This window comes from Leptothrix sp. (in: b-proteobacteria), from assembly GCF_965250675.1.
In the GTDB taxonomy this organism is placed as follows: Bacteria; Pseudomonadota; Gammaproteobacteria; order Burkholderiales; family Burkholderiaceae_C; genus Sphaerotilus.
This window is the reverse complement of record NZ_CBDFPH010000006.1, coordinates 1-22,131: the sequence shown is the minus strand read 5'-3', so window position 1 is coordinate 22,131 and position 22,131 is coordinate 1. Positions and strand designations below refer to the sequence as shown.

Here is a 22,131-nt window from a genome sequence, read left to right as displayed (position 1 = left end):
TATGCGCCTGGCCGGATCACGTCTTCACGCGAAGAGACACAAGGAGGCACAGCCGTGTGTCATCAGCAGAGAAATCAATTGTAGGGGCGATGCCGCAATTCGAGGCACTGAATTCACGCCCACAAACCCGGCTTTTAGGGCTGAAACCGCCCCGGAGCCGGATTTATGCGGGGCGTTTGCTGCAAATCAAGCGAGAAGCGGGATCCAGCCCCGGGCCGGATCGGGCTCAGCGGCGCTGCCAGACGGCGGCGAAGAAGCCGTCGGTGCCGTGGCGGTGCGGCCACAGGCGCAGGCAGCCGTCGCGGGTGAGCTGCTCGGCGTCGGCGACCTGCTGGCGCGCGAGGATCTGCGCCACGTCCACCGGCTCGAAGTCCGGATGTGCGGCGCTGAAGGCATTGGCGATGTCCTCGTTCTCGGCGCGCAGCAGGCTGCAGGTGGCGTAGACCAGCCGGCCGCCCGACTTGAGCAGGCGCGCGGCGCTGTCGAGGATGGCGGCCTGCTTGACCACCAGTTCCTCGACCGCCTTGGGGCTTTGGCGCCACTTCAGGTCCGGGTTGCGGCGCAGCGTGCCCATGCCGGAGCACGGCGCGTCGACCAGCACGCGGTCGATCTTGCCGGCCAGGCGCTTGATGCGCTCGTCGCGCTCGTGCGAGATGCCGGCCGGATAGACGTTGGAGAGCCCGCTGCGCGCCAGGCGCGGCTTGAGCGCGGCCAGGCGGTGCGCCGACACGTCAAAGGCGTAGAGCCGGCCGGTGTTGCGCATCATGGCGCCCAGCGCCAGCGTCTTGCCGCCCGCGCCGGCGCAGAAGTCGACCACCATCTCGCCGCGCTTGGCTTCGGTCAGCAACGCCAGCAGCTGGCTGCCTTCGTCCTGCACCTCGACGTCGCCGCGCAGGAAGGTCGCGCTCAGGTTGAGCGCGGGCTTGCCGTTGGCGCGCAGGCCGAGCGGCGACCACGGCGTCGGCTGGGTGAAGACGCCCTCTTCGGCAAGCGCGGCCTGCACCACGTCGCGCTTGGCCTTGAGCGAGTTGACGCGCAGGTTCAGGCTGGCGGGCTGGTTGAGGCTCTCGACCAGCGGCCAGAACTCTTCGCCGAGCTCGGCCTGCAGCGGCGTGGCCAGCCACTCAGGCAGGTTGTGGCGCAGGTTGTCGCCCTGCTTGGCGATGCTGACCAGGCGGCTGGAGTAGACCCACTTCAGCTCGTCGGGCGTGGCGGCGGCGCGCAGATAGGCTTCGCTGCCCTGCCAGGCCAGCATCGACAGGCGGCGCTCGAGCGAGCCGGTGCCGGTCTTGGCCAGGTACTGCCACTTGAGCTTCTCGCGCAGCACGGCGTAGATGGTCTCGGCCAGGGTCTGGCGTTCACGGTGGCCAAGCGCCTTGTTCTGGCGGAAGAAGGCCGAGACGACCGAATCGGCCGGCTGCGTAAAGCGCAGTACCTCGTGCAGCAGTTCGTCGCACAGGGCGAGCAGGGCTTTGGGGGTCATGGAAGTGTTCTTTCTGGGTTCGGCGCAGAGTTCAGCGCGATCAAGGGCGAGGAGCGCGGGGAGAGGTCAGCCGAAGACGCTTTGCGTCTCGCCTGCGAGTTGGTGCACCCGGTTGCCGTCCAACTGCAACTGACCTTGCACGAACCAGCGCACCGCGCGCGGGTAGATATGGTGTTCGCTTTGCAGCACACGGGCTGCCAGTGTCGCCGCAGTATCGTCGGGCTGCACCGGCACGGCGGCCTGAATCACGATCGGGCCGTGGTCCAGCTCTGGCGTGACGAAGTGCACCGTCGCGCCGGCAAACTGGCAGCCCGCGTCGAGGGCGCGCTGGTGCGTGTGCAGCCCGGCGAAGGCCGGCAGCAGCGACGGATGTATGTTGATCAACCGGCCGGCGTAATGCGCGACAAAACCCGGCGTCAGGATGCGCATGAAACCCGCCAGCACGACCAGGTCCGGCGCGTGCTGGTCGATCTGGGCGGCCAGCGCAGCGTCGAACGCAGCGCGATCGGCGAAATCCCGGTGCGACACCACGCCGGTGGCGATGCCCCGGGCCTGCGCCCAGGCCAGGCCGGCGGCGTCGGCGCGGTTGCTCAGCACCGCGACCACCTCGGCCGGCCAGCCTTCGGCCACGCAGGCCAAGGCGATGGCGCGCATGTTGGAGCCGCCGCCGGAAATCAGGATCACGATGCGTTTCATGGGGGGGCGAGTGTAGCGAGGCGGCTCCGGGCGGTGCTGCAAGGCCATGAGGCCGCTGCCTACAATCGCGCCGCTCGCTCTGCATGACCGCTCTGCATGACCGCTCTGTGCGCCTGTCCAGTCCGCCTGTCAACTACCCGCCCCTACCGACCATGTCATCCCGCGTCCTCACCGGCATCACCACCACCGGCACCCCGCACCTGGGCAACTACGTCGGCGCGATCCGCCCGGCCATTGCTGCCAGCCGCGAAGCCGGGGTCGAGAGCTTCTTCTTCCTGGCCGACTACCACGCGCTGATCAAGTGCGACGACCCGGCGCGCATCGAGCGCTCACGCATCGAGATCGCCGCCAGCTGGATCGCCGCCGGCCTCGATCCCGAGCGCGTCACCTTCTACCGCCAGAGCGACATCCCCGAAATCCCCGAGCTGACCTGGCTGCTGACCTGCGTCACCGCCAAGGGCCAGATGAACCGCGCCCACGCCTACAAGGCCGCCGCGGACGCCAACGCGGCCGCGGGCGAAGACATCGACGCCGGCATCACCATGGGCCTGTACTGCTACCCGATCCTGATGGCGGCCGACATCCTGATCTTCAACGCCCACCGCGTGCCGGTCGGGCGCGACCAGGTCCAGCACATCGAGATGGCGCGTGATGTGGCGCAGCGCTTCAACCACCTGTTCGGCGGCGGGCGCGAGCTGTTCGTGCTGCCGCAGGCCGAGATCGAGGACGACGTCGCCACCCTGCCCGGCCTGGACGGCCGAAAGATGAGCAAGAGCTACGACAACACCATTCCGCTGTTCGAGGGTGGCAGCCGGGCCATGAAGGAAGCGATCGCCCACATCGTGACCGACTCGCGCCTGCCCGGCGAGCCGAAAGACCCTGAAGGCTCGGCGCTGGTGACGATCTTCGATGCCTTCGCCACGCCCGACGAGCGTGCCGCCTTCCGCCAGGCGCTGCGCGACGGCCTGGGCTGGGGCGACGCCAAGCAGCGGCTGCTGGAGCAGGTCGAGCGCAGCGTCGCACCGATGCGCACGCGCTACGAGCAGCTGATGGCGCACCCGGAACACATCGAAGAAATCCTGCTGGCCGGCGCTGCCAAGGCCCGCGCCACCGCCGGGCCGCTGCTGGCGCAGTTGCGCGACGCCGTCGGCCTGCGCCGCATGCAGGCGCACGCGCCGGCTCAGCAGGCCAAGGTGGCCAAGCACAGCGCCGATCTGCCGCTGTTCAAGCAATACCGCGAGGCCGACGGCCAGTTCCACTTCAAGCTGACCCGCGCCGACGGCCACCTGCTGCTGCAAAGCCGTGCCTTCAGCGAAGGCCGCGCCGCCGGCGGCTGGGTGCAGCGCCTCAAGACCGAAGGCGCCGTGGCGCTGGATGCGGCGCTGGACGCTGCGCGGGTCGACCTGGCTGAAGGCGTCAGCCGCGACACCGTGCTGGCGGCCTTGGCCGCGCTGCTGGCCGCCAGCCAGGCCTGAACAGTCGACGGCGCCCCCCATGACCGGCATCTACCTCACCGACATCGAGGCCGCCATCAACTGGTGGCGCATCCGCACGCCCACGCCCGACAGCATGGCGCTGAGCGAGCCGCTGCAGGCGCTGGCCGAGGTCTATGCGCTGATGGTCTATTACCGCCGCAGCCAGTGCGACGAGGCCACGCTGCCCGACGACGCCCGCGACGCCTGGCTGGCCTGGTACGCCACCACGCCGGACGCGCCCTGCATCGCCATCTGCTCGACCACCCAGGGCGACGCCACCTGCAAGGGCTGTGGCCGCCGCTTCGACGAGGTGCAGCGCTGGCCGGGGCTGAGCCCGGTGCAGAAGCGCGAGGTCTGGCACCGCATCACCCAGGAAGGCACGGCCTGGCGCTTCAACCGCTATGCCGAGCGCGTGCGCAGCGCCTCGGGCGTGCCGGCCTCAGACCTCAGGCCAACGGCAGACTGAGCGCAAAGCAGCTGCCGCCGCCCTCGCGGGTCTGGCAGCGCACCTCGCCGCCGTGGCGCTGCACGATCTGGCGCACCAGCGACAGCCCCAGGCCCACGCCGCCGGCGTATTCGGCATGGCCGGGCAGGCGGAAGAAGGGCTCGAACACCCGCTCCTCAAAACCCGCCGGCACGCCCGGGCCGCGGTCACAGATCCGCACTTCCAGCCGATCGCCCTGGCGCTGCAACTGGGCCTCGACCTCATCGCCACCGTAGCGCCGGGCGTTTTCCAGCAGATTGCGCACGGCGCGCCGCAGCAGGCGCTCGTCGCCGTGCAGCAGCGGCAGGTCGCCGGGCGCGTCCAGCGTGGCGTCCACGCGCGCGGCCTCTTCGGCCAGCAGGCCGACCAGATCCACCGGCTCGGCCTGGATTTCGGTCCGGGCATCGAGCCGGCTGGCCAGCAGCACCTCTTCGACCAGCGCATCAAGCTCGCGGATGTCGCGGTCGATCTCGGCCTTGAGCGCGGCGCGCTGCTCGGGCGCAGCCAGGCCCAGCATCTCGACTGCCATCTTGAGTCGCGCCAGCGGCGAGCGCAGTTCATGGCTGGCGTTGGCCAGCAGCGAGCGGTTGGAGCGCACCAGGTCCTCGACCTGCTGCGCGGCGCGGTTGAAGCTCTGCGCCAGCACGGCGACCTCGTCGCGGCCCTCGGCGTCGACCCGGTGCGACAGGTCGCCGGCACCAAAGGTCTCGACCCCGCGCTGCAGCGCCTCCAGCCGCCGTGTCAGGCGCCGCACCACCGGGTAGGAGCCGGCGGCCACCGCCACGAACACGGCGCTCAGCACGATCAGCAGCGCGCCCGCATCGTCGAGCCAGGGCGGCACGGGCCGTCCGGGGCCGAAACGCCAGGGCTTGAGGTCCGCACGGGATGCCGGGCCGGCGGCATCGGGCCGATGCGGCGGCCCGCCTTCCTGCCGGCGTGGTCGGCCGATCCACAGGAAGCGGCCATCGCTCAACGGCACGCGCAGGGCGAACTGGGCGTCGGTGCCCATCTGGTCGAGCAGGCGCTGGTAGAAGGCCGAGGCCACGATGCGCCGGCCGGCCGCGTCGTCCAGCGCCAGCGGCAGGCGCAGGCGGCGCGACCAGTCCTGCACCGCCGCGCCCTGCACCGCGTCGGGCTCGGTGGCGGCGGGCAGGCTCTGCTCCAGCAGGCTGGCCCAGGCCAGGCCGCGCTCGTTGATGGCGGCGTCGATGCGGCCCCGCTCGGCCTCGGCGTGGCTGCGCACCAGCACGCCGGCCACCAGCGCGAACACCAGCAGCACCAGCACCACCGTCAGGTAGATGCGCAGGTAGAGGCTGCGGATCACAGGTTTTCGCCGTCCTGCTTGCGCGCGAACACGTAGCCGGCGCCGCGCAGCGTCAGGATGCGGCGCGGCGTCTTGGCGTCGTCCTCGATGGCAGCGCGGATGCGCGAGATGTGCACGTCGATGCTGCGGTCGAACGCATCCATCGGATGGCCCTTGAGCGAGTCCATGATCTGGTCGCGCGACAGCACCCGGCCCGGGCTTTGCGCCAGCACCAGCAGCAGGTCGAACTGGTAGCTGGTCAGGTCGCAGGGGCGGCCTTCGATGCGGACCTGGCGGGCGTTCACATCGACTTCGAGCCGGCCGAAGCGCAGCACGTCGTCATCGTGGCGCGGCGCAGCGCGGCGCAGCAGGGCCTTGATGCGGGCCAGCAGTTCGCGCGGCTCGAAGGGTTTGGGCAGGTAGTCGTCGGCGCCGACTTCAAGGCCGACGATGCGGTCCATCGGCTCGCCGCGCGCGGTCAGCATCAGCAGCGGCAGGTGGCGCAGGCGGGAGTCGGCGCGCAACTCGCGCGTCAGGTCGAGGCCATCGCCGTCGGGCAGCATCAGGTCGAGCACCAGGGCATCGAAGCTGGTGCGCTGCAACTGGACGCGGCCTTGCGCCAGATCGGGCGCCACGGTGACAAGGTAGCCGGCGGCTTGCAGGTAGTCGCGCACCATGGTGCTCAGGCGCGCGTCATCATCGATCAACAGGACATGCTGGTTCATGTCCTCATGATGCCCGCAAGACCTGGTGCGCCTGTCGCGCGAAGGTAGCGCGAAGGTAAAGAAACTTGGAGAAGCTTGGGCTTGACGCCGCCAGATTCAGGAAATCACCACCTGCGGCAGCGGCATCAGCTCGAACACGGCCTCGGCCACCGGCAGCATGAACGGCTCGGTCGGCGGCACGTCATGGGCGTCCGTACGGACCGATTCCAGGCTGCGGATCTCGTCCAGATAGAACACCACGTCGCCCTGCGCGGCACAGCGGGCGCTGACGCGCACGGTCTTGCGCAGCGGCAGCACCAGCTCGATCAGGCGGGAGACCTCTTCGGCATCAGCGCGCAAATCGCGCGCCTGGCCCAGCAGCGGCATGAGCACCGGCTCGCGCTGGTGCGACACCAGGCAGGCCTGCAGCACGGCGTCGACCTCGTCCAGGCTCTGGCTCAGCAGTTCGTCGCGCGGCATTTCAAGAATACCTTCCAGCGCGGCGTTGCAGTGGCTCAGCAGGCCACGGGCGTCGAAGTGCAGCACGCCTTCGGGTGCGAGTTCGAGCACCCGCTCCAGTGCGAGCGCGCGTTCGCGCCAGTCGTCGCCCTCGGGGCTTGACGTGCCATCGGCTGCGTTGTCCGCCGACTCGCCCGACGTGGCCGCATCGGGCGTCAACAGCAGCAGCAGGCCACCCGACTGCGACAGCACCGGGCCGGACATCTGCAGGCTCGCGCCGACAGAACTCACCAGCGTCAGCCGCTGCGGCGACTGGGCCAGGCCCTCATCCAGCGACACCACGCCCGTGGCGGTGCGCACCGAAAACAGCACGCCCAGGCGCAAGCCCGGCTGCAGGGCCGGACTGGCCGCGCGCAGGCCGGGGCCGAGCGCCAGCACACGGCAGCGGTCGTCGATCTGGATGAAGAAGGGAAACGCCTGCGTCAGCTCCGCCGCACTCAGGCCGGGGCCGGTATCGTCCGAAAACAGGGCATCGGACGAGGAAAAAGGATTGTTCATGACACTCTTTCAGATCGGCGGAGACCGCATCAATCCAGATCTTCGGCGTCCACCATCGACTCGACGCGGTCGATCAACTCCAGCGGGCTGAAGGGCTTGACCAGATAGGCGTCGGCGCCGGACTTCTCGCCATCGGCCAGATCGGTGGCCTGGCCGCGCGCGGTCAGCATGACGATCTGGATCTGGCGCAGCGCCGGGTCCTGCTTGATGAGGTGGCAGACCTGATAGCCGTCCAGCGCACCCGGCATCATCACGTCGAGCAGCATCACGTGGGGCCGCATCGCGTGCGCTAACGCCAGGCCAGACTCGCCGTCCTGCGCCTCGTGGATTTCGAAGTCCCCGAATTCCAGCGTCATGCGGATGAGCTTGCGAATGTCGGCTTGGTCCTCGACGATCAGAATGCGGTGAGTCACAGCGGCCAGCTCCCTTGAAGACAATGCTTGAAAGGACGGATGTTATTCGGGCTGTCCGCAGCTTGCTCGGTAGAACAAGCGTGGCTTCCCGACCCAGCTTCAGCCATGAAACACCACATCGGTCGCGCCTTGCGTCAGGTCTTCAGGCGGCCAGGCCGGTATGGAAGCCACGGCCCATGCGGATGATCTCGCCTTCGACCCAGCTGCGCACGGCCAGGGCCGGTGCGGGCTGATGCAGCACGCGAACGCGCTCGGGCAGGCCGCCGCGCTCGGCAATGTGCTGGGGCGTCAGCGACGTGATCGCCAGCACGCGCATGGCGGCGTAGTCGGGCAGGCTGGCCAGCGTCAGGAGCATGGCGTAGCCGTCGATGTCGGGCATGGCCAGATCGGTGACCAGCAGGTCGGGCGTGCGCCGACCGAGTTGCAGCAGGCCGGTGTAGCCGTTGTTGGCACTGCGCAGCGAGATCTGGGTGTTGAGCGGCTGCAGCGCCTCTTGCCAGTGCTGCAGCTGGTCGATGCTGGCGGCGATCAGCAGCACGTCCAGCGGGCCGTTGGCCGGCGGCAAGGTCGCCACCGTCTGGGCTGAAGCACGCAAGCCGCTGCGGTGCGCCAGCGCCTCGACCGCCGACAGCCGGATGCGGCGGTGGCCACCCGGCGTGCGGCCGGCGGGCAAGGTGCCTGCTTCCACCCACAACTGCACGGTGCGCAGCGAAACGCCAAGGCGCATCGCCGCCTCACGGGTGGTCAGCAAGGGATCGACAGGGTCGGGAGCAAAATGGGGACGTGACATTGCAAAGGCCCTCTTCAAGGGTACAGGGCCGAATCGGCCGGAGATGGTTTGCAGCGCTTGAGCAGTGGGGCCACTTCTGCGCCTTGCTGTTTTTTTCGGTTGTCACTCCCCGAACTGAAGGCTTTGAACTTACAGCTTGTGACATTTTGCACACCAGAGCGCCAATCGCGCATTCCCGGAGCGAATATTTCAAATGAGCAAGGCATTCACCCGCGAACCCGAAGGTGCCGATGACGACGAGGACAGCCCCGGCGCCCTGCCGCCGCTGCCCGCCGGCAGCCGCAACTACATGACGCCGCAGGGCGAGCAGCGCCTGCGGGCCGAACTGATGGACCTGCTCGATGTGGAGCGGCCGCGCATCGTGGAAATCGTGTCGTGGGCGGCCAAGAACGGCGATCGCTCGGAGAACGGCGACTACCTCTACGGCAAGAAGCGCCTGCGCGAGATCGACCGCCGCATCCGCTTCCTGACCAAGCGGCTCGACATTGCCGAGGTGGTCGACCCGGCGCTGCACCACGGCAGCGACCAGATTTTCTTCGGCGCCACGGTCAGCTATGTCAACGGGCGCGGCGAGGAACGCACCATCACCATCAAGGGCATCGACGAGGCCGACAACCTCAACGGCGAGGTCAGCTGGGTGGCGCCGATCGCCCGCGCCCTGCTCAAGGCGCGCGAGGGCGACGAAGTGCAACTCATGACACCCGGCGGGCTCGACCGGCTGGAGGTGCTGGAGGTGCGCTACCCGGCACCGGCCTCCCCCGGCGCCTGAAGTTCAGCCCCTGACCTTCAACCCTTGACGCGCGCCACGCGCTCGACCGCAGGCGAGCGCCGCACGGTGCGCAGCACATCGGCCAGATGCTGGCGGTCGCGCACGGCCAGCAGCAGCTTCAGCTCGCTGGTCTGGTCGTGCTGGACGCTGTCCATGTCGATGTGGGCGATGTCGGCCTCGGCCGCACTCACCGCCTGCGCCACCTCGGCCAGCACGCCCTTGCCGTTCTTGACCAGCACCGACACGGCGGTCTGGAACTGGCGTTGCGGATGATCGGCCCACTCGACGTCCAGCCAGCGCTCGCTGTCGCGCTCGAACTGGCGCTTGGCAACCGAGCAGTCGCTGGTGTGCACCGTCAGGCCTTCGCCCCGGCCCAGGTAACCGACGATGGCGTCGCCCGGAATCGGCCGGCAGCAGGTGCCCAGCCGCATGGTGGCGTTCTCGCTGCCGTCGATCACCACGGTGCCCTGGGTCGGGGCGTCGCTGTCGATGGCATAGCGGCCGGCGCTCAGGGTCAGGGCGTCGGGGCGCTCACCGTGTTCGACCATGTGGCGCGCCAGACGCTTGGCCACGATGGTGGAAATCTTGCGGCCCAGGCCAATGTCGACCATCAGCTCGCGCCGGTTGCGGTTGCCACTCCAGCGCACCAGGTTCTGCCACAGGGCGGTGTCGCTGGCATCGGCGTCGTCATCGATGGCCGGCAACTGCAGGCCTTCAGCGCGCAAGGCCTGCGCCAGCAGTTTCTGGCCGAGTTCGTAGGACTCCTCGGCCTCCATGTTCTTCAGGTAATGGCGGATCTTGGAGCGCGCCCGGCCGGTGCGCACGAAGTTCAGCCACGCCGGGTTGGGCCGCGCCGACGGCGAGGTGACGATCTCGACCACGTCGCCCGAGCGCAGTTCGGTGCGCAGCGCCACCGGCTCGCTGTTGACGCGCGCGGCCACGCAGTGGTCACCCACCCGCGAGTGGATGGCGTAGGCGAAGTCCACCGCCGTCGCGCCGCGCGGCAGCGCCAGGATGCGGCTCTTGGGCGTGAAGACGTAGACCGACTCGGGGAACAGGTCGATCTTGACGTGCTCCAGGAACTCGGCCGAGTCGCGCGTCTCGCTTTGAATGTCGATCAGCGACTGCAGCCACATATTGCCCAGGCGCTGCGCGTCGGGGGCATCGTGGCCGGTCTTGTCCTTGTACATCCAGTGCGCGGCAATGCCGGCCTCGGCCACCGCGTGCATCGCGGCGGTGCGGATCTGGAACTCGACGGCCGTGCCCACCGGACTGACCACCGTGGTGTGCAGGCTCTGGTAGCCGTTGGCCTTGGGGATGGCGATGTAGTCCTTGAAACGCCCCGGCACCGGCTTGTAGAGCTGGTGCAGCACGCCCAGCGCCAGGTAGCACTCGGGCAGGGTGTTGACCACCAGCCGGAAACCGAAGATGTCGCTCACCTGCGCAAAGCTCAGGTGCTTGTCCTTCATCTTGGTGTAGATCGAATGGATGGTCTTCTCGCGGCCGTAGACCTGGGCCGGCACCGCCGCCTGGCCGAGCGCAGCCTCGACCTGTTCCTGCACGCGCTCGACCACATCGCGCCGGTGACCCCGCGCGCGGCTCACCGCCTTGGACAGCGCCGCGTGGCGCCAGGGCTGCAGGTAGCTGAAGGACAGCTCCTGCAACTCGCGATACGTCTGGTTCAGGCCCAGCCGGTGGGCGATGGGCGCGAAGATTTCCAGCGTCTCACGCGCGATGCGGCCGCGCTTGTTGGCGGCCATCGCGCCCATGGTGCGCATGTTGTGCAGGCGGTCGGCCAGCTTGATGAGGATGACGCGCACATCACGTGCCATCGCCAGCAGCATCTTGCGGAAGGACTCGGCCTGCGATTCCTCGCGCGTGCTGAACTGCAGCTTGTCGAGCTTGGTGAGGCCGTCGACCAACTCAGCCGTGGCCGAGCCGAAGCGCTCGACCAGCTCGGACTTGGTGATGCCGCAATCTTCCATCGCGTCGTGCATCAGCGCGGCCATGATGGCCTGGGCGTCGAGCTTCCAGTCGGCGCACAGGCCGGCGACTGCGATCGGATGGGTGATGTAGGGCTCGCCGCTGGCGCGGAACTGGCCCAGGTGCGCCTCGTCGGCGAAGCGGTAGGCCTCGCGCACGCGGCGCACATCGCCTTCGTCGAGGTAATCAAGCTTGCCGGTCAGCGCGGCAAATGAAGCGGCACTGGCGCTGTGCGCCCCGGGCACGGCCTCGCGGTGAGGTGGCGTGGGCGGGCGGCCGTGACCGTTGTGGCCCTGGACTTTGCCCTCACCCGGCGTGGCGGGCGATTTGGGTTCGGTCAGGCGGGAGCCTTCCGGGCGATGGCCCCAAGGCGGAAAAAACATGCGGCGCAAGACGTCAGCGGTTCGAGAGACCATGGTGACACTCTAACGCCTGGCTCGGCTTCAGGCGCTGCGCGCCCTGCCAAAACCCTGGAAAGGGACGAGCCCGCAAGGCCCGCCCCCGTTCAGGCGCTGAATCAGCCCGGCACCTTGCGCAGCATTTCAATGCCGACTTCGCCAGCCGCGATCTCGCGCAGCGCGGTCACGCCAGGCTTGTTCTTGGTCTCGACCTTGGGCGCGTGGCCCTGGCTCAGCATGCGGGCGCGGTAGGTTGCAGCCAGCACCAACTGGAAACGGTTCGGGATCTTCTTCAGGCAATCTTCAACGGTAATGCGGGCCATGGATTTTTCTCAAGGGAGTTGAAGCGCGTCGAACACAGCCGACCGGCTGTGACGCTGAACCACGTATTTTAGACGCTGCGCATGCACGATGGCTTTGAGGTCGAACAGCGCGGTCTCGAACAGCGCGTTGATGACGATGTAATCGAAGTGCGGCGCCTGCGCCACCTCGTCACGCGCGTTGACCATGCGCTGCTCGATCACCTCGGCCGCGTCCTCGCCGCGGCGCAGCAGGCGCTGGCGCAGTTCGGCCCACGACGGCGGCAGGATGAAGATCAGCACCGCCGTCGGGAACAGCTGCTTGATCTGCAGAGCGCCCTGGTAGTCGATCTCCAGCACCACGTCCTCGCCGGCCTGCAGGCGCGCCTCGATGGCTGCGCGCGAGGTGCCGTAGAGGTTGCCGTGCACCTCCGCCCACTCGAAGAAATCGCCCTGGTCGACCATGGCCCGGAACGTCTCCGGGCTGACGAAACAGTATTCGCGCCCGTTCTGCTCCTGGCCGCGCGGTGCGCGCGTGGTGTGCGAGATCGACACCGCCAGCTTGGCGTCCAGCTCCAGCAAGGCCTTGACCAGGCTCGACTTGCCCGCGCCCGAAGGAGCGGCCACCACATACAAATTACCGGGAAACTCCATGATCGCTTTCGCTCAAAATCCGCAGGACAAAAGTCTAGCAGTCGGCTTTTGCGGCTTTTTTCGGCTGTTGCGCCCCAGCCCAGGAGACACCTCTCGTGATGCCACCGTCTTACGCTCCGTTCACCCTCTACCGCGACTTCCAGACCCAGGCGCAGATCGACACGCAGTACAACCCCAGCGCGGCCCTGGCCGACGCGGCAGCCGAGGCGCGCCACTACGTCGAGCGCAGCCAGCAGGCCCGCGCGCAACGGCCCTGCGTGCTCGACGTGCCCTACGGCCCGACGCGGGCGGAAACGCTCGACATCTTCCCCGCTGCGCAGCCCGGCGCGCCGGTGTTCGTCTTTCTGCACGGCGGCTACTGGCGCGCGCTGTCGTCCAAGGAGTTCAGCTGCGTCGTACTCGGCCTGCAGCCGCTGGGCATCACGACGGTGGTGGTGAACTACGCGCTCTGCCCCACCGTCAGCCTCGACGAGATCGTGCGCCAGGCGCGCGCATCGGTTGCCTGGGTGCTGCGCCACATCGCCCACCACGGCGGCGACCCGCGCCGCGTCGCCATCGGCGGCCATTCCGCTGGCGCCCACCTGAGCGCGATGTGCCTGCAGACGCCCTGGGCGCGCGACTACGGTCTGGCCGACGATCCGCTCGCCGCCGCCGTGCTGGTCAGCGGCGTCTACGACCTCGCGCCGCTGCGCTACAGCTACCTGCAGCCGATGATCCAGCTGGACGACGGCGTGATCCGGCGCAACTCGCCGCAGTTCACCGTGCGCCCCTGCGCCACGCCCGCGCTGGTGACCTGGGGCGCTGACGAGTCGAGCGAATTCGCCCGCCAGTCGACCGACTTCGCCGCCGCCTGGCAGCAGGCCGGCAACTCCAGCGAGCAGTTGGCCCAGCCCGGCGCACACCACCTCTCGGCCATCCACGGCTTTGAGCAGCCTGACAGCGCGCTGTGCCAGTGGTTGAAAAAATCCTTGACCCCCGCCCATTGAACCGAGAGCACCGCATGCAAGCCATCACCCGCGCCGATTGCCTGACGCTCGACCAGCAAGACCGCCTCGCGCCGCTGCGCGACCTGTTCGAGTTGCCCGCCGGCACGATCTACCTCGACGGCAACTCGCTGGGCGCCCTGCCCCGCGCCACCGCCGGCCGGGTGCAGCAGGTCATCCGCGAAGAATGGGGCGCGGACCTGATCCAGAGCTGGAACAAGGCCGGCTGGATCACGCTGCCGCAGCGCGTGGGCAACAAGATCGGCCGGCTGATCGGCGCCGGGCCGGGCGAGGTGATCGCGGCGGATTCGACCTCGATCAACCTCTACAAGGTGCTGAGCGTGGCGCTGATGCTGGCGCGGGCCGGCGCGCCGCAGCGCCGCGTCATCGTCAGCGAGCGCGACAACTTTCCCACCGACCTCTACATCGCCGAAAGCCTGGCGCGCCAGCACGGCTGCGAGTTGCGGCTGGTCGAGGGCGATGAGATCGCCGCCCACCTCAACGACGAACTGGCCGTGCTGATGCTCACGCAGGTGCACTACCGCACCGGCCGGCTGCACGACATGGCCGCGCTCAACGCCGCCGCGCACGCCGCCGGCGCGTTGGTGGTGTGGGACCTGGCGCATTCGGCTGGCGCGCTGCCGGTCGACCTGCATGGTGGCGGCGTGGCCGATCAGGCCGCCGACTTTGCGGTGGGCTGCGGCTACAAGTATCTGAATGGCGGGCCGGGTGCGCCGGCCTTCGTCTGGCTGCACCCGCGCCACGCCGCGCGCATGGATGCCGAGCGGCTCTGGCAGCCGCTGTCAGGCTGGCTGGGCCATGCCGCACCGTTTGCGTTCACCCCGGACTACCAACCCGCCGGCGGCGTGGCGCGCTTTGTATGCGGCACGCCGTCGGTGATCGGCATGAGCGCGCTCGAATGCGGCGTGGACACCGTGCTGGCGGCCGAGCCGCTGGGCGGCATGGCCGCGCTGCAGCAGAAGTCGCTTGCGCTGACCGGGCTGTTCATCCAACTGGTCGAGCAGCGCTGCGCCGGCCACGGCCTGCAGGTGCAGGCCGCCACACCGCGCGGCAGCCAGGTCAGCCTGTGGCGCGAGGAAGGCGCCTACGCCATCGTGCAGGCGCTGATCGCGCGCGGCGTGGTGGGCGACTACCGCGCGCCGGGCATCCTGCGCTTCGGCTTCACGCCGCTCTACCTGAGCCACGCCGACGTGTGGGAAGCCGTCGAGCAACTGGTGCAGGTGCTGCAGAGCGGCGAGTGGCGCCAGCCGCGCTTCAACCAGCACGCCGCCGTGACCTGACGGTCACTCCAGGTTCTGCACCTGTTCGCGCAGTTGCTCGATCGCGACCTTCATCTCGACCGCGATCTGGGTCAACTCCAGCGCGGCGGACTTGGAGCCCAGCGTATTGGCTTCGCGGTGCAGTTCCTGGATCAGGAAATCGAGCCGCTTGCCGACCTCGCCACCGGCCTTGAGCAGGCGGGTGATTTCGTCGAGGTGCGAGCCGAGCCGCGCCAGTTCCTCGGCCACGTCGATGCGGATCGCGAACGTCACCGCCTCGGACATGGCACGCTCGGTCAGCGCCTGCGACGGCACCGACTGGTTGGCGCCCACGGCGGCCAGGGCCTCGTTCCAGCGCTCCAGAAAACGCTGCTGCTGGCGCGCCACGACCTGCGGCACCAGCGGCCTGGCCTGCTCGGCCAGCACGCGCAGGTGGTCGACGCGGTCCATCAGGATGGCGACCAGGCGCGCGCCTTCGCGGGCGCGGGCTTCGCGCAAACGCTCGATGCACAGGCGCGCGGCGGCCAGCGCGGCGTCATCCAGCACCACCGGCGGCGCGCTGGCGCGGCACCACTGCAGCGCCTCGTTGACGCTCATGGGCGCAGCCTTGGGCAGCCAGTTCTGGATCGTGCCTTCCAGGCGCGCCAGCGTGTGGAGCTGGTCGGGCTGCGGCATCACCGCTGCGGCATCGCCACCGCGCTCGCTGCTGAGGCGCAGCTCGACCTTGCCGCGGCGCAGGCCGGCGCTGACCAGCTCGCGCAGACCGGGCTCCAGCGCGCGGAATTCGTCCGGCAAGCGCAACACCAGGTCCAGGAAACGGCTGTTGACCGAACGCAATTCAATCGTGACGGCACCGGGGCGAGGCGCGCTGCCCACGGACTCGCCCGAGGAGACATCCTGAGCGCCGGCGGTGGCGCTGGCGTAGCCGGTCATGCTGTAAACTGACATAGGAAATCTGCCCAACTAAATCACGATTATGTCAAAGCCAAAACCCGCCCCGCTGTCTCCGGGCATCGTGGTGGGCGGCTATCAGATCGTCCGGAAGCTGGCTGCGGGCGGCTTCGGTGTCGTGTACCTGGCCGAAGACCCGGAACGGCGTCTGGTGGCCCTCAAGGAATACCTGCCCTCGTCCCTGGCCGAGCGCCAGACCGGCGAGCTGATCCCCAAGGTCAAGCCCGAAAAGCAGCCGCTCTACCGGCTGGGCCTGAAAAGCTTCTTCGAAGAAGGCCGCTCGCTGGCGCAGATCAGCCACCCGAGCGTGGTGAGCGTGCTCAACTTCTTCCGCGAGAACGAAACCGTCTACATGGTGATGAACTACCTGCAGGGCGACACGCTGCAGGATTTCATCGTCACCGCGCGCGACTTGAAGCGCGACAAGGTCTTCCGCGAATCCACCATCCGCAGCCTGTTCGACGAAATCCTGCGCGGCCTGCGCATCGTGCACCAGCACAAGATGCTGCACCTGGACATCAAGCCGGCCAACATCTTCATCACCAACGACAACAAGGCGGTGATGCTGGACTTTGGCGCTGCACGCGAGGTGCTTTCCAAGGAAGGCAACTTCATCCGCCCGATGTACACGCCCGGCTTTGCCGCACCCGAGATGTACCGCCGCGACGGCAGCCTGGGGCCGTGGACCGACATCTACGCCATCGGCGCCTGCATCTACGCCTGCATGCAGGGCTACCCGCCCAACGATTCGCCGCAGCGCATGGAAAAGGACCGCCTCAACCTGTCGCTGTCCCGCCTGCGCAACGTCTACTCCGACAACCTGATCGAAGTGACCGAATGGTGCATGGCGATCGACCCGCTAGCGCGTCCGCAGAGCGTGTTCGCGCTGCAGAAGGAACTCGCCCGCGAGACCGAGCGCCGCTATACCAAGCTCAGCTTCAGCGAGCGCCTCAAGCTCCAGCTGGAAAACATCAAGAACGGCGCCAAGGCCTGAGTACCTGAGCAAGATTCCCCATGCGTTTCTCGGTTTACCAAATCAGCCGCCGTGGCGGGCGCGAAAAGAACGAAGACCGCATGGGCTATTGCTACACGCGGGAGTCGGGCCTGTTCGCGCTGGCCGACGGCATGGGCGGCCACCCTGAGGGCGAAGTCGCCTCGCAGATGTCGCTGCAGACCCTGGCCGCGATGTTCCAGCAGCAGGCCAAGCCGGTGCTGCCGGACGTGAAGCGCTTCCTGACCGACGCCATCCTGGCCGGCCACCACGACCTGATCCGCTACGCCACCGAGAAAGCACTGCTCGACACCCCGCGTACCACGCTGGTCGCCTGCGTGCTGCAGGGGCGCGAGGCCTACTGGGCGCACTGCGGCGACTCGCGGCTCTATCTGGTGCGCGACGGCAAGCTCATGGCGCGCACGCGCGACCACTCCTATTCCGAGCTGCAGGAAACCCTGGCCGGCCTGGTGCCGCTGGGCACCCCCGTCAACCGCAACGTGCTGTTCACCTGCCTGGGCAGCCCGGGCAAGCCGGTGATCGACATCGTCGGCCCGACGCTGCTGCAGCCCGGCGACCGCTTCCTGCTCTGCTCCGACGGCCTGTGGGGCAGCGTCGAAGACCCGGCCATCACCGAGCACCTGGCCCGCCAGCCGATCACCGAGTCCGCGCCCAACCTGGTCGAACTCGCGCTGCAGATTGCCGGTGCCAAGAGCGACAACGTCACCGTGATCGCGGTCGAATGGGAATCCGCCGAGGATGAGGCGCCCCACCCCGGCGAAGCCGCAGAAGCCGTGGGCGACGACGCCTTCGCCTCGACCATCCAGGCCGGCGTCGGCCCCGGCGTTGCGGACGACCTGCTCGATGACGACGAGATCGAACGCTCGATCCGCGAGATCAACGAAGCCATCCGGCGCAGCGCCCAGAAACGTGTTTGATCTGCGTTTGATGCGCACCTGATGCCTGCCTGACCCGCGATCGACGCCACCACCCCATGACCGGCTGGCCCGCCCCGCGCAGGTCGGCCTTCTTTTTTTCATGCATTCCCGAAAGCCCACCATGACCTCATCCCGCCCCCTCGGCCGCGCCGCCGATGCCCTGCGCCCGGTGCGCATCACCCGCCACTACACCAAGCACGCCGAAGGCTCGGTGCTGATCGAGTTCGGTGACACCAAGGTGCTGTGCACCGCCTCGGTCGAAGAGAAAGTGCCGCCGCACAAGAAGGGCTCGGGCGAGGGCTGGGTCACGGCCGAATACGGCATGCTGCCGCGCGCCACCCACACCCGCAGCGCGCGTGAAGCGGCCAAGGGCAAGCAGAGCGGCCGCACGCAGGAGATCCAGCGCCTGATCGGCCGCTCGCTGCGCTGCGTGTTCGACCTGGCCGCCTTGGGCGAGCGCAGCATCCTGATCGACTGCGACGTGCTGCAGGCCGACGGCGGCACCCGCACCGCCGCCATCACCGGCGCCTTCGTGGCCGCGCAGGACGCCGTCAACGGGCTGATCGCGCAGGGCAAGCTCAAGGCCAGCCCGATCCGCGACCACGTCGCTGCCATCTCGGTCGGCATCCTGGCCGGCACGCCGCTGCTGGACCTGGAATACGTCGAAGACTCGGCCTGCGACACCGACATGAACGTGGTCATGACCGGCGCCGGCGGCTTCGTCGAAGTCCAAGGCACGGCCGAAGGCGCGCCCTTCAGCCACGCCGAGATGACGCGCCTGCTGCAACTGGCCGAGGCCGGCATCGGCCAGCTGATTGCCGCGCAGCGCGCCGCGTTCGACAACCCTGCCGAGGCCTGAACCATGCGCCTGGTGCTGGCTTCCAACAACGTCAAGAAGCTCAAGGAACTGAACGCCTTGTTCAGCCCGCTGGCGCTCGAACTGGTCAGCCAGGGCAGCCTGGGCATCCCCGAGGCGGAGGAGCCGCACCACACCTTCATCGAGAACGCGCTCGCCAAGGCCCGCCACGCCGCGCAGGCCAGCGGCGGGCCGGCCATGGCCGATGACTCGGGCCTGTGCGTCGATGCGCTGGGCGGCGCGCCGGGGGTCTATTCGGCGCATTACGCGTCCATCGAGATCAACCCCGCGCTCGACCGCGAAGCCCACCGCGCCCGGCAGGACGCTGCCAACAACGCCCGCCTGCTCGACGCGCTGCAAGGCCAGGCCGACCGCCGCGCCCGCTTCGTCTGCGCGCTGGTCGCGCTACGCTCGGCCGACGATCCCGAGCCGCTGATCACCTTCGGCCGCTGGGAGGGCGAGATCCTGGCCGCGCCGCACGGCCAGGGCGGCTTCGGCTACGACCCGCTGATGTTCGTCCCCACCCTGGGCGCGACCGCCGCCGCGCTGCCCGCCGACGTCAAGAACGCCCACAGCCACCGCGCGCTGGCCGCGCAGCAGATGCTCGCGCTGATGCGCGAGGTCTGGCACCTGAAGACGCCCGATCACCATGCTTGACCCCCGCGCCGCCGACCGTTTCCTGCGCCCCGGCACCCTGCAGCTCGGCGCGCCGCCGCCGCTGTCGCTCTATGTGCACTTGCCGTGGTGCCTGAAGAAGTGCCCGTACTGCGACTTCAACAGCCACGAGATTCCCGGCAAGGCCACCGGCGGTGAACTGCCCGAAGCCCGCTACCTGCAGGCGCTGCGCGCCGACCTGGAGGCCGCGCTGCCGCTGGTCTGGGGCCGCAGCGTGCAGAGCATCTTCATTGGCGGCGGCACGCCCAGCTTGTTTTCGCCCGAGGGCATCGAGCGCATGCTCAGCGACATCCGCACGCTGCTGCCGGTAGCGCCGGGCTGCGAGATCACGCTGGAGGCCAACCCCGGTACCTTCGAGCGCGAGCGCTTCCGCGCCTTTCGCGGCGCCGGCGTCACACGGCTGTCGATCGGCGTGCAGAGCTTCGACGACGCTCAGTTGAAGGCACTCGGCCGCGTGCACAGCCGCGACCAGGCGCTGGCCGCAGCCGAAGAAGCGGCGGACGCGTTCGAGACCTTCAACCTCGACCTGATGTACGCCCTGCCCGGCCAGACGCTGGCGCAGGCCGAGGCCGACCTGCGCACCGCGCTGGCGCTGCAGCCGCCGCACCTGTCGGTCTACCACCTGACCATCGAGCCGAACACGCGCTTTGCGGTGCAGCCGCCGCGGAACCTGCCCGACGATGACCTGGCGGCCGAAATGCTCGACCAGATCACCGCCTTGACGGGTGAACTGGGCATGGACCGCTACGAGGTCTCGGCCTACGCCCAACCCGGCCACCGCTGCACCCACAACCTCAACTACTGGCAGTTTGGCGACTATCTGGGCATCGGTGCCGGTGCGCACAGCAAGCTGACGTTTCCGCACCGCGTGCTGCGCCAGGTACGCTGGCGCGAGCCGGCGGCGTACATGCAGCACGCGCTGTCAGGCGAGCCGGGCAAGGCTGTGTCGAACGAGGAAGAGGTCAAGCGCGACGCGCTGGCCTTCGAGTTCATGCTCAACACGCTGCGCCTGCGCGAAGGCTTCGAGCTGGCGCTGTTCCGCGACCGCACCGGACTACCGATTTCCAGCATCGAACCGGCGCTGCGCGAGGCCGAACAACGCGGGCTGATCGAGCGCGACCTGCACCACCTGCGGCCGAGCGCGCGCGGGTTTGATTTCCTGAGCGACCTGCAGGGCCTGTTCTTGCGCTGATCACACCCGGTTGAGTGAGGCGCCTGCCGTGCTGCGCAGGTGCTCCATCAGGTGGGCGCCGATTTTCTTGACCGGCAGGACCTCGTGGCAGGCCCCGGCGTTGATGGCTTCGCGCGGCATGCCGAAGACGACGCAGCTGGCCTCGTCCTGCGCCACGCAATAGGCGCCGGCGTCGCGCATTTCCTTCATGGCGCGGGCGCCGTCGGCCCCCATGCCGGTCAGCATCACGCCGATGGCGTTGCGGCCGGCCACGCGGGCGGCGGACTGGAACAGCACCTCGACCGACGGTTTGTGGCGGTTGACCGGCTCGCCGTCGCGCACGCGGGCGATGTAGTTGGCGCCCGAGCGTTCCACCGACAGATGCAGGCCACCCGGCGCCAGGTAGGCGTGCCCGGGCAGGATGCGCTCGCCGTCGGTCGCTTCATTCACCGCAATGCGGCAGAGCGAATTCAGCCGCGCCGCGTAGCTGCGGGTGAAGCCGGCCGGCATGTGCTGGGTGATGAGGATGGCGGGCGAGTCGGGCGGCAGCGTGACCAGCACCTCGCGCGTGGCCTCGGTGCCGCCGGTGGAGGCGCCGATGAAGATGAGCTTTTCGGTCGACACCCGGCCGAGCGGGGCCGAGTGGACCGGGGCTGCCGGCCGCACAGCCGGCCGGGCTGCACCTGTAGCAGTGGCCGCGTGCGCCTCGGCCAGCATTTCGCTGACGCGGCTGGGCGGCGGCGGTGCCACGTCATGACTGGTATGGCGTGTGATTTGCGCGCGCGCGGCGATACGCACCTTGTCGGTGATGTCCTGCGCCAGCTGCTTCAGACCGTCGGCGATACCGATCTTGGGCTTGGCGACGAAGTCGATCGCGCCCAATTCCAGCGCCTTCAAGGTGACCTCGGCGCCGCGCTCGGTCAGCGTCGACACCATCACCACCGGCATGGGCCGCAGGCGCATGAGCTTGGCGAGGAAATCGAGCCCGTCCATGCGCGGCATCTCGACGTCGAGCGTGATCACGTCCGGATTGAGGCTGCGGATCATTTCGCGCGCCACGAACGGATCGCTGGCCGCGCCGACACAGACCATGTCGGGCTGGCGGTTGATGATTTCGGTGAGCAGGCTGCGCACCAGGGCCGAATCGTCGACCACCAGGACCGTGATTTTTGGCATCGGCTTTTCCCTTCTTCTTTTTAGAACAGATCGACGCTGCGCCAGCGCTGCTGGTGGCGCGGGCTTTTTGGGCCGCGTCGCGGTCGGTCGCCAGCATGACGTCCGGGCTCGACGGCGCCAGCCGCTTGACCATGGCCTTGCCGCTGGCCGGAAAGAAGCAGACCTTGCGCGGGTAGATTTCCATCACGTCCTTGGAGACGACCGGAATGCGCTCGGTCTGCAGGTAGTCGAGCACGAACTTGGTGTTGCGCTCGCCCACGTTGAGCGTGTTCATGCCGCTGATGACCGCACCGCCGCCAAACACCTTGGCCTCCAAGGTGGCACGCGTGGCGCCGCGCTTCTGCAGTTCGTTGATGAGCAATTCCATCGCGTAGGAGCCGTACGGCCGCCGTCGACCATGCCCGAGCCCACGTCCGGCAGCATGAAGTGGTTCATGCCACCCACGCGTGCCACCCGGTCCCACAGGCAGGCGGCAATGCAGGAGCCGAGCGTGGTCATGATCAGCACGTCCTCGTCATGCACGAAGTACTCGCCCGGCAGCACCTTGACGGCGTCGGCCTTGAAGAAGGCGTCGTAGTAGAAGAACGAGGCTTCGCCGGGCTTGCGGGCCTGCGCGCGCAACTGGGCGATGCGCGGGCTGCG

The 22,131-nt window shown here is 68.6% G+C and carries 22 protein-coding genes and 1 pseudogene; 10 read left to right on the top strand and 13 right to left on the bottom strand.

From position 1 onward, the window contains the following. Window positions 1–226: 226 nt before the first annotated feature. Window positions 227–1,483 carry an RsmB/NOP family class I SAM-dependent RNA methyltransferase gene (locus AC5IG3_RS07670; protein WP_491905707.1) on the bottom strand — a complete coding sequence of 419 codons (1,257 nt, stop codon included), beginning with the start codon at window positions 1,481–1,483 and terminating at the stop codon, window positions 227–229. A gap of 66 nt (window positions 1,484–1,549) precedes the next feature. Continuing rightward, window positions 1,550–2,179, bottom strand: coding sequence for a phosphoribosylglycinamide formyltransferase (gene purN, locus AC5IG3_RS07665; protein ID WP_491905706.1), 630 nt, complete (start codon window positions 2,177–2,179; stop codon window positions 1,550–1,552). A 152-nt stretch (window positions 2,180–2,331) separates the two neighbouring features. Here purN and AC5IG3_RS07660 point away from each other — a divergent pair, with 152 nt between their 5' ends. Together AC5IG3_RS07660 and AC5IG3_RS07655 are read left to right on the top strand one after the other, a co-directional pair. Further along, window positions 2,332–3,654 carry a tryptophan--tRNA ligase gene (locus AC5IG3_RS07660; RefSeq protein ID WP_491905705.1) on the top strand — a complete coding sequence of 441 codons (1,323 nt, stop codon included), beginning with the start codon at window positions 2,332–2,334 and terminating at the stop codon, window positions 3,652–3,654. Window positions 3,655–3,673: 19 nt separating this feature from the next. Beyond that, window positions 3,674–4,120 (top strand): DUF3717 domain-containing protein, encoded by a 447-nt coding sequence (locus AC5IG3_RS07655; protein ID WP_491905704.1) that lies wholly within the window; start codon window positions 3,674–3,676, stop codon window positions 4,118–4,120. On the opposite strand, the gene AC5IG3_RS07650 is transcribed toward AC5IG3_RS07655, so the two are convergent. The 5 genes from AC5IG3_RS07650 to AC5IG3_RS07630 form a co-directional block, all read right to left on the bottom strand. Next, window positions 4,101–5,462, bottom strand: a complete 1,362-nt coding sequence (locus tag AC5IG3_RS07650; RefSeq protein ID WP_491905703.1) for a sensor histidine kinase — start codon at window positions 5,460–5,462, stop codon at window positions 4,101–4,103. The two genes, AC5IG3_RS07655 and AC5IG3_RS07650, sit on opposite strands and share 20 nt — an antisense overlap. Continuing rightward, window positions 5,459–6,166 carry a response regulator gene (locus AC5IG3_RS07645; RefSeq protein WP_491905702.1) on the bottom strand — a complete coding sequence of 236 codons (708 nt, stop codon included), beginning with the start codon at window positions 6,164–6,166 and terminating at the stop codon, window positions 5,459–5,461. Before AC5IG3_RS07645 ends, AC5IG3_RS07650 begins: the two co-directional genes overlap by 4 nt. Window positions 6,167–6,262: 96 nt before the next feature. Next, window positions 6,263–7,162: a hypothetical protein gene (locus AC5IG3_RS07640; RefSeq protein ID WP_491905701.1), complete on the bottom strand. Its 900-nt coding sequence runs from the start codon at window positions 7,160–7,162 to the stop codon at window positions 6,263–6,265. Between the two features lie 29 nt (window positions 7,163–7,191). Beyond that, complete coding sequence (locus AC5IG3_RS07635; RefSeq protein WP_491905700.1) at window positions 7,192–7,575, bottom strand: response regulator transcription factor; 384 nt, start codon at window positions 7,573–7,575, stop codon at window positions 7,192–7,194. Window positions 7,576–7,717: 142 nt separating this feature from the next. Beyond that, window positions 7,718–8,326 carry an excisionase family DNA-binding protein gene (locus AC5IG3_RS07630; RefSeq protein WP_491905699.1) on the bottom strand — a complete coding sequence of 203 codons (609 nt, stop codon included), beginning with the start codon at window positions 8,324–8,326 and terminating at the stop codon, window positions 7,718–7,720. Between the two features lie 232 nt (window positions 8,327–8,558). Between AC5IG3_RS07630 and greB the strand changes: the two genes are divergently transcribed. Beyond that, window positions 8,559–9,134: a transcription elongation factor GreB gene (gene greB / locus AC5IG3_RS07625; protein WP_491905698.1), complete on the top strand. Its 576-nt coding sequence runs from the start codon at window positions 8,559–8,561 to the stop codon at window positions 9,132–9,134. Between the two features lie 17 nt (window positions 9,135–9,151). Here greB and AC5IG3_RS07620 read toward each other — a convergent pair whose 3' ends face one another. From AC5IG3_RS07620 to gmk, 3 genes are all read right to left on the bottom strand, one after another. Continuing rightward, window positions 9,152–11,500: a RelA/SpoT family protein gene (locus tag AC5IG3_RS07620; protein ID WP_491905697.1), complete on the bottom strand. Its 2,349-nt coding sequence runs from the start codon at window positions 11,498–11,500 to the stop codon at window positions 9,152–9,154. A gap of 134 nt (window positions 11,501–11,634) precedes the next feature. Beyond that, complete coding sequence (gene rpoZ / locus AC5IG3_RS07615; RefSeq protein WP_491905696.1) at window positions 11,635–11,838, bottom strand: DNA-directed RNA polymerase subunit omega; 204 nt, start codon at window positions 11,836–11,838, stop codon at window positions 11,635–11,637. 9 nt (window positions 11,839–11,847) lie between these two features. Further along, window positions 11,848–12,468: a guanylate kinase gene (gmk, locus tag AC5IG3_RS07610; protein ID WP_491905695.1), complete on the bottom strand. Its 621-nt coding sequence runs from the start codon at window positions 12,466–12,468 to the stop codon at window positions 11,848–11,850. 98 nt (window positions 12,469–12,566) lie between these two features. On the opposite strand from gmk, the gene AC5IG3_RS07605 reads away from it, so the two are divergent. Further along, window positions 12,567–13,454 (top strand): alpha/beta hydrolase, encoded by an 888-nt coding sequence (locus AC5IG3_RS07605; RefSeq protein ID WP_491905694.1) that lies wholly within the window; start codon window positions 12,567–12,569, stop codon window positions 13,452–13,454. A gap of 14 nt (window positions 13,455–13,468) precedes the next feature. Next, window positions 13,469–14,752 (top strand): kynureninase, encoded by a 1,284-nt coding sequence (kynU, locus tag AC5IG3_RS07600; protein WP_491905693.1) that lies wholly within the window; start codon window positions 13,469–13,471, stop codon window positions 14,750–14,752. Window positions 14,753–14,755: 3 nt separating this feature from the next. Here kynU and AC5IG3_RS07595 read toward each other — a convergent pair whose 3' ends face one another. Then, entirely contained in the window at window positions 14,756–15,679 is a 924-nt protein-coding gene (locus tag AC5IG3_RS07595) for a YicC/YloC family endoribonuclease (protein WP_491905692.1), read from the bottom strand. 28 nt (window positions 15,680–15,707) lie between these two features. On the opposite strand from AC5IG3_RS07595, the gene AC5IG3_RS07590 reads away from it, so the two are divergent. From AC5IG3_RS07590 to hemW, 5 genes are all read left to right on the top strand, one after another. Next, window positions 15,708–16,676 (top strand): serine/threonine protein kinase, encoded by a 969-nt coding sequence (locus tag AC5IG3_RS07590; protein ID WP_491905691.1) that lies wholly within the window; start codon window positions 15,708–15,710, stop codon window positions 16,674–16,676. Between the two features lie 20 nt (window positions 16,677–16,696). Continuing rightward, window positions 16,697–17,611, top strand: a complete 915-nt coding sequence (locus tag AC5IG3_RS07585; protein ID WP_491905690.1) for a PP2C family protein-serine/threonine phosphatase — start codon at window positions 16,697–16,699, stop codon at window positions 17,609–17,611. 121 nt (window positions 17,612–17,732) lie between these two features. Beyond that, window positions 17,733–18,470, top strand: a complete 738-nt coding sequence (rph, locus tag AC5IG3_RS07580; RefSeq protein WP_491905689.1) for a ribonuclease PH — start codon at window positions 17,733–17,735, stop codon at window positions 18,468–18,470. 3 nt (window positions 18,471–18,473) lie between these two features. Continuing rightward, window positions 18,474–19,124, top strand: a complete 651-nt coding sequence (gene rdgB / locus AC5IG3_RS07575; protein ID WP_491905688.1) for an RdgB/HAM1 family non-canonical purine NTP pyrophosphatase — start codon at window positions 18,474–18,476, stop codon at window positions 19,122–19,124. Then, window positions 19,117–20,334, top strand: coding sequence for a radical SAM family heme chaperone HemW (gene hemW / locus AC5IG3_RS07570; protein WP_491905687.1), 1,218 nt, complete (start codon window positions 19,117–19,119; stop codon window positions 20,332–20,334). The genes rdgB and hemW overlap by 8 nt, the downstream gene beginning before the upstream one ends. Here the strand turns inward: hemW and AC5IG3_RS07565 are convergent, their stop codons facing one another. Then, window positions 20,335–21,489: a protein-glutamate methylesterase/protein-glutamine glutaminase gene (locus AC5IG3_RS07565; protein WP_491905686.1), complete on the bottom strand. Its 1,155-nt coding sequence runs from the start codon at window positions 21,487–21,489 to the stop codon at window positions 20,335–20,337. Window positions 21,490–21,509: 20 nt separating this feature from the next. Further along, window positions 21,510–22,119 (bottom strand): annotated as a pseudogene (gene cheD / locus AC5IG3_RS07560) (chemoreceptor glutamine deamidase CheD). Between the last annotated feature and the right edge of the window lie 12 nt (window positions 22,120–22,131).

Excerpts from the sequence above, each read along its gene's own strand:
- AC5IG3_RS07565 (WP_491905686.1), bottom strand. The coding sequence starts at position 21,489 with ATGCCAAAAATCACGGTCCTGGTGGTCGACGATTCGGCCCTGGTGCGC.
- purN (WP_491905706.1), bottom strand. The coding sequence starts at position 2,179 with ATGAAACGCATCGTGATCCTGATTTCCGGCGGCGGCTCCAACATGCGC.
- AC5IG3_RS07670 (WP_491905707.1), bottom strand. The coding sequence starts at position 1,483 with ATGACCCCCAAAGCCCTGCTCGCCCTGTGCGACGAACTGCTGCACGAG.
- AC5IG3_RS07645 (WP_491905702.1), bottom strand. The coding sequence starts at position 6,166 with ATGAACCAGCATGTCCTGTTGATCGATGATGACGCGCGCCTGAGCACC.
- greB (WP_491905698.1), top strand. The coding sequence starts at position 8,559 with ATGAGCAAGGCATTCACCCGCGAACCCGAAGGTGCCGATGACGACGAG.
- AC5IG3_RS07595 (WP_491905692.1), bottom strand. The coding sequence starts at position 15,679 with ATGTCAGTTTACAGCATGACCGGCTACGCCAGCGCCACCGCCGGCGCT.
- AC5IG3_RS07585 (WP_491905690.1), top strand. The coding sequence starts at position 16,697 with ATGCGTTTCTCGGTTTACCAAATCAGCCGCCGTGGCGGGCGCGAAAAG.
- rdgB (WP_491905688.1), top strand. The coding sequence starts at position 18,474 with ATGCGCCTGGTGCTGGCTTCCAACAACGTCAAGAAGCTCAAGGAACTG.
- AC5IG3_RS07640 (WP_491905701.1), bottom strand. The coding sequence starts at position 7,162 with ATGAACAATCCTTTTTCCTCGTCCGATGCCCTGTTTTCGGACGATACC.
- AC5IG3_RS07590 (WP_491905691.1), top strand. The coding sequence starts at position 15,708 with ATGTCAAAGCCAAAACCCGCCCCGCTGTCTCCGGGCATCGTGGTGGGC.
- kynU (WP_491905693.1), top strand. The coding sequence starts at position 13,469 with ATGCAAGCCATCACCCGCGCCGATTGCCTGACGCTCGACCAGCAAGAC.
- AC5IG3_RS07620 (WP_491905697.1), bottom strand. The coding sequence starts at position 11,500 with ATGTTTTTTCCGCCTTGGGGCCATCGCCCGGAAGGCTCCCGCCTGACC.
- AC5IG3_RS07655 (WP_491905704.1), top strand. The coding sequence starts at position 3,674 with ATGACCGGCATCTACCTCACCGACATCGAGGCCGCCATCAACTGGTGG.
- AC5IG3_RS07605 (WP_491905694.1), top strand. The coding sequence starts at position 12,567 with ATGCCACCGTCTTACGCTCCGTTCACCCTCTACCGCGACTTCCAGACC.
- gmk (WP_491905695.1), bottom strand. The coding sequence starts at position 12,468 with ATGGAGTTTCCCGGTAATTTGTATGTGGTGGCCGCTCCTTCGGGCGCG.
- AC5IG3_RS07660 (WP_491905705.1), top strand. The coding sequence starts at position 2,332 with ATGTCATCCCGCGTCCTCACCGGCATCACCACCACCGGCACCCCGCAC.
- rpoZ (WP_491905696.1), bottom strand. The coding sequence starts at position 11,838 with ATGGCCCGCATTACCGTTGAAGATTGCCTGAAGAAGATCCCGAACCGT.
- rph (WP_491905689.1), top strand. The coding sequence starts at position 17,733 with ATGACCTCATCCCGCCCCCTCGGCCGCGCCGCCGATGCCCTGCGCCCG.
- hemW (WP_491905687.1), top strand. The coding sequence starts at position 19,117 with ATGCTTGACCCCCGCGCCGCCGACCGTTTCCTGCGCCCCGGCACCCTG.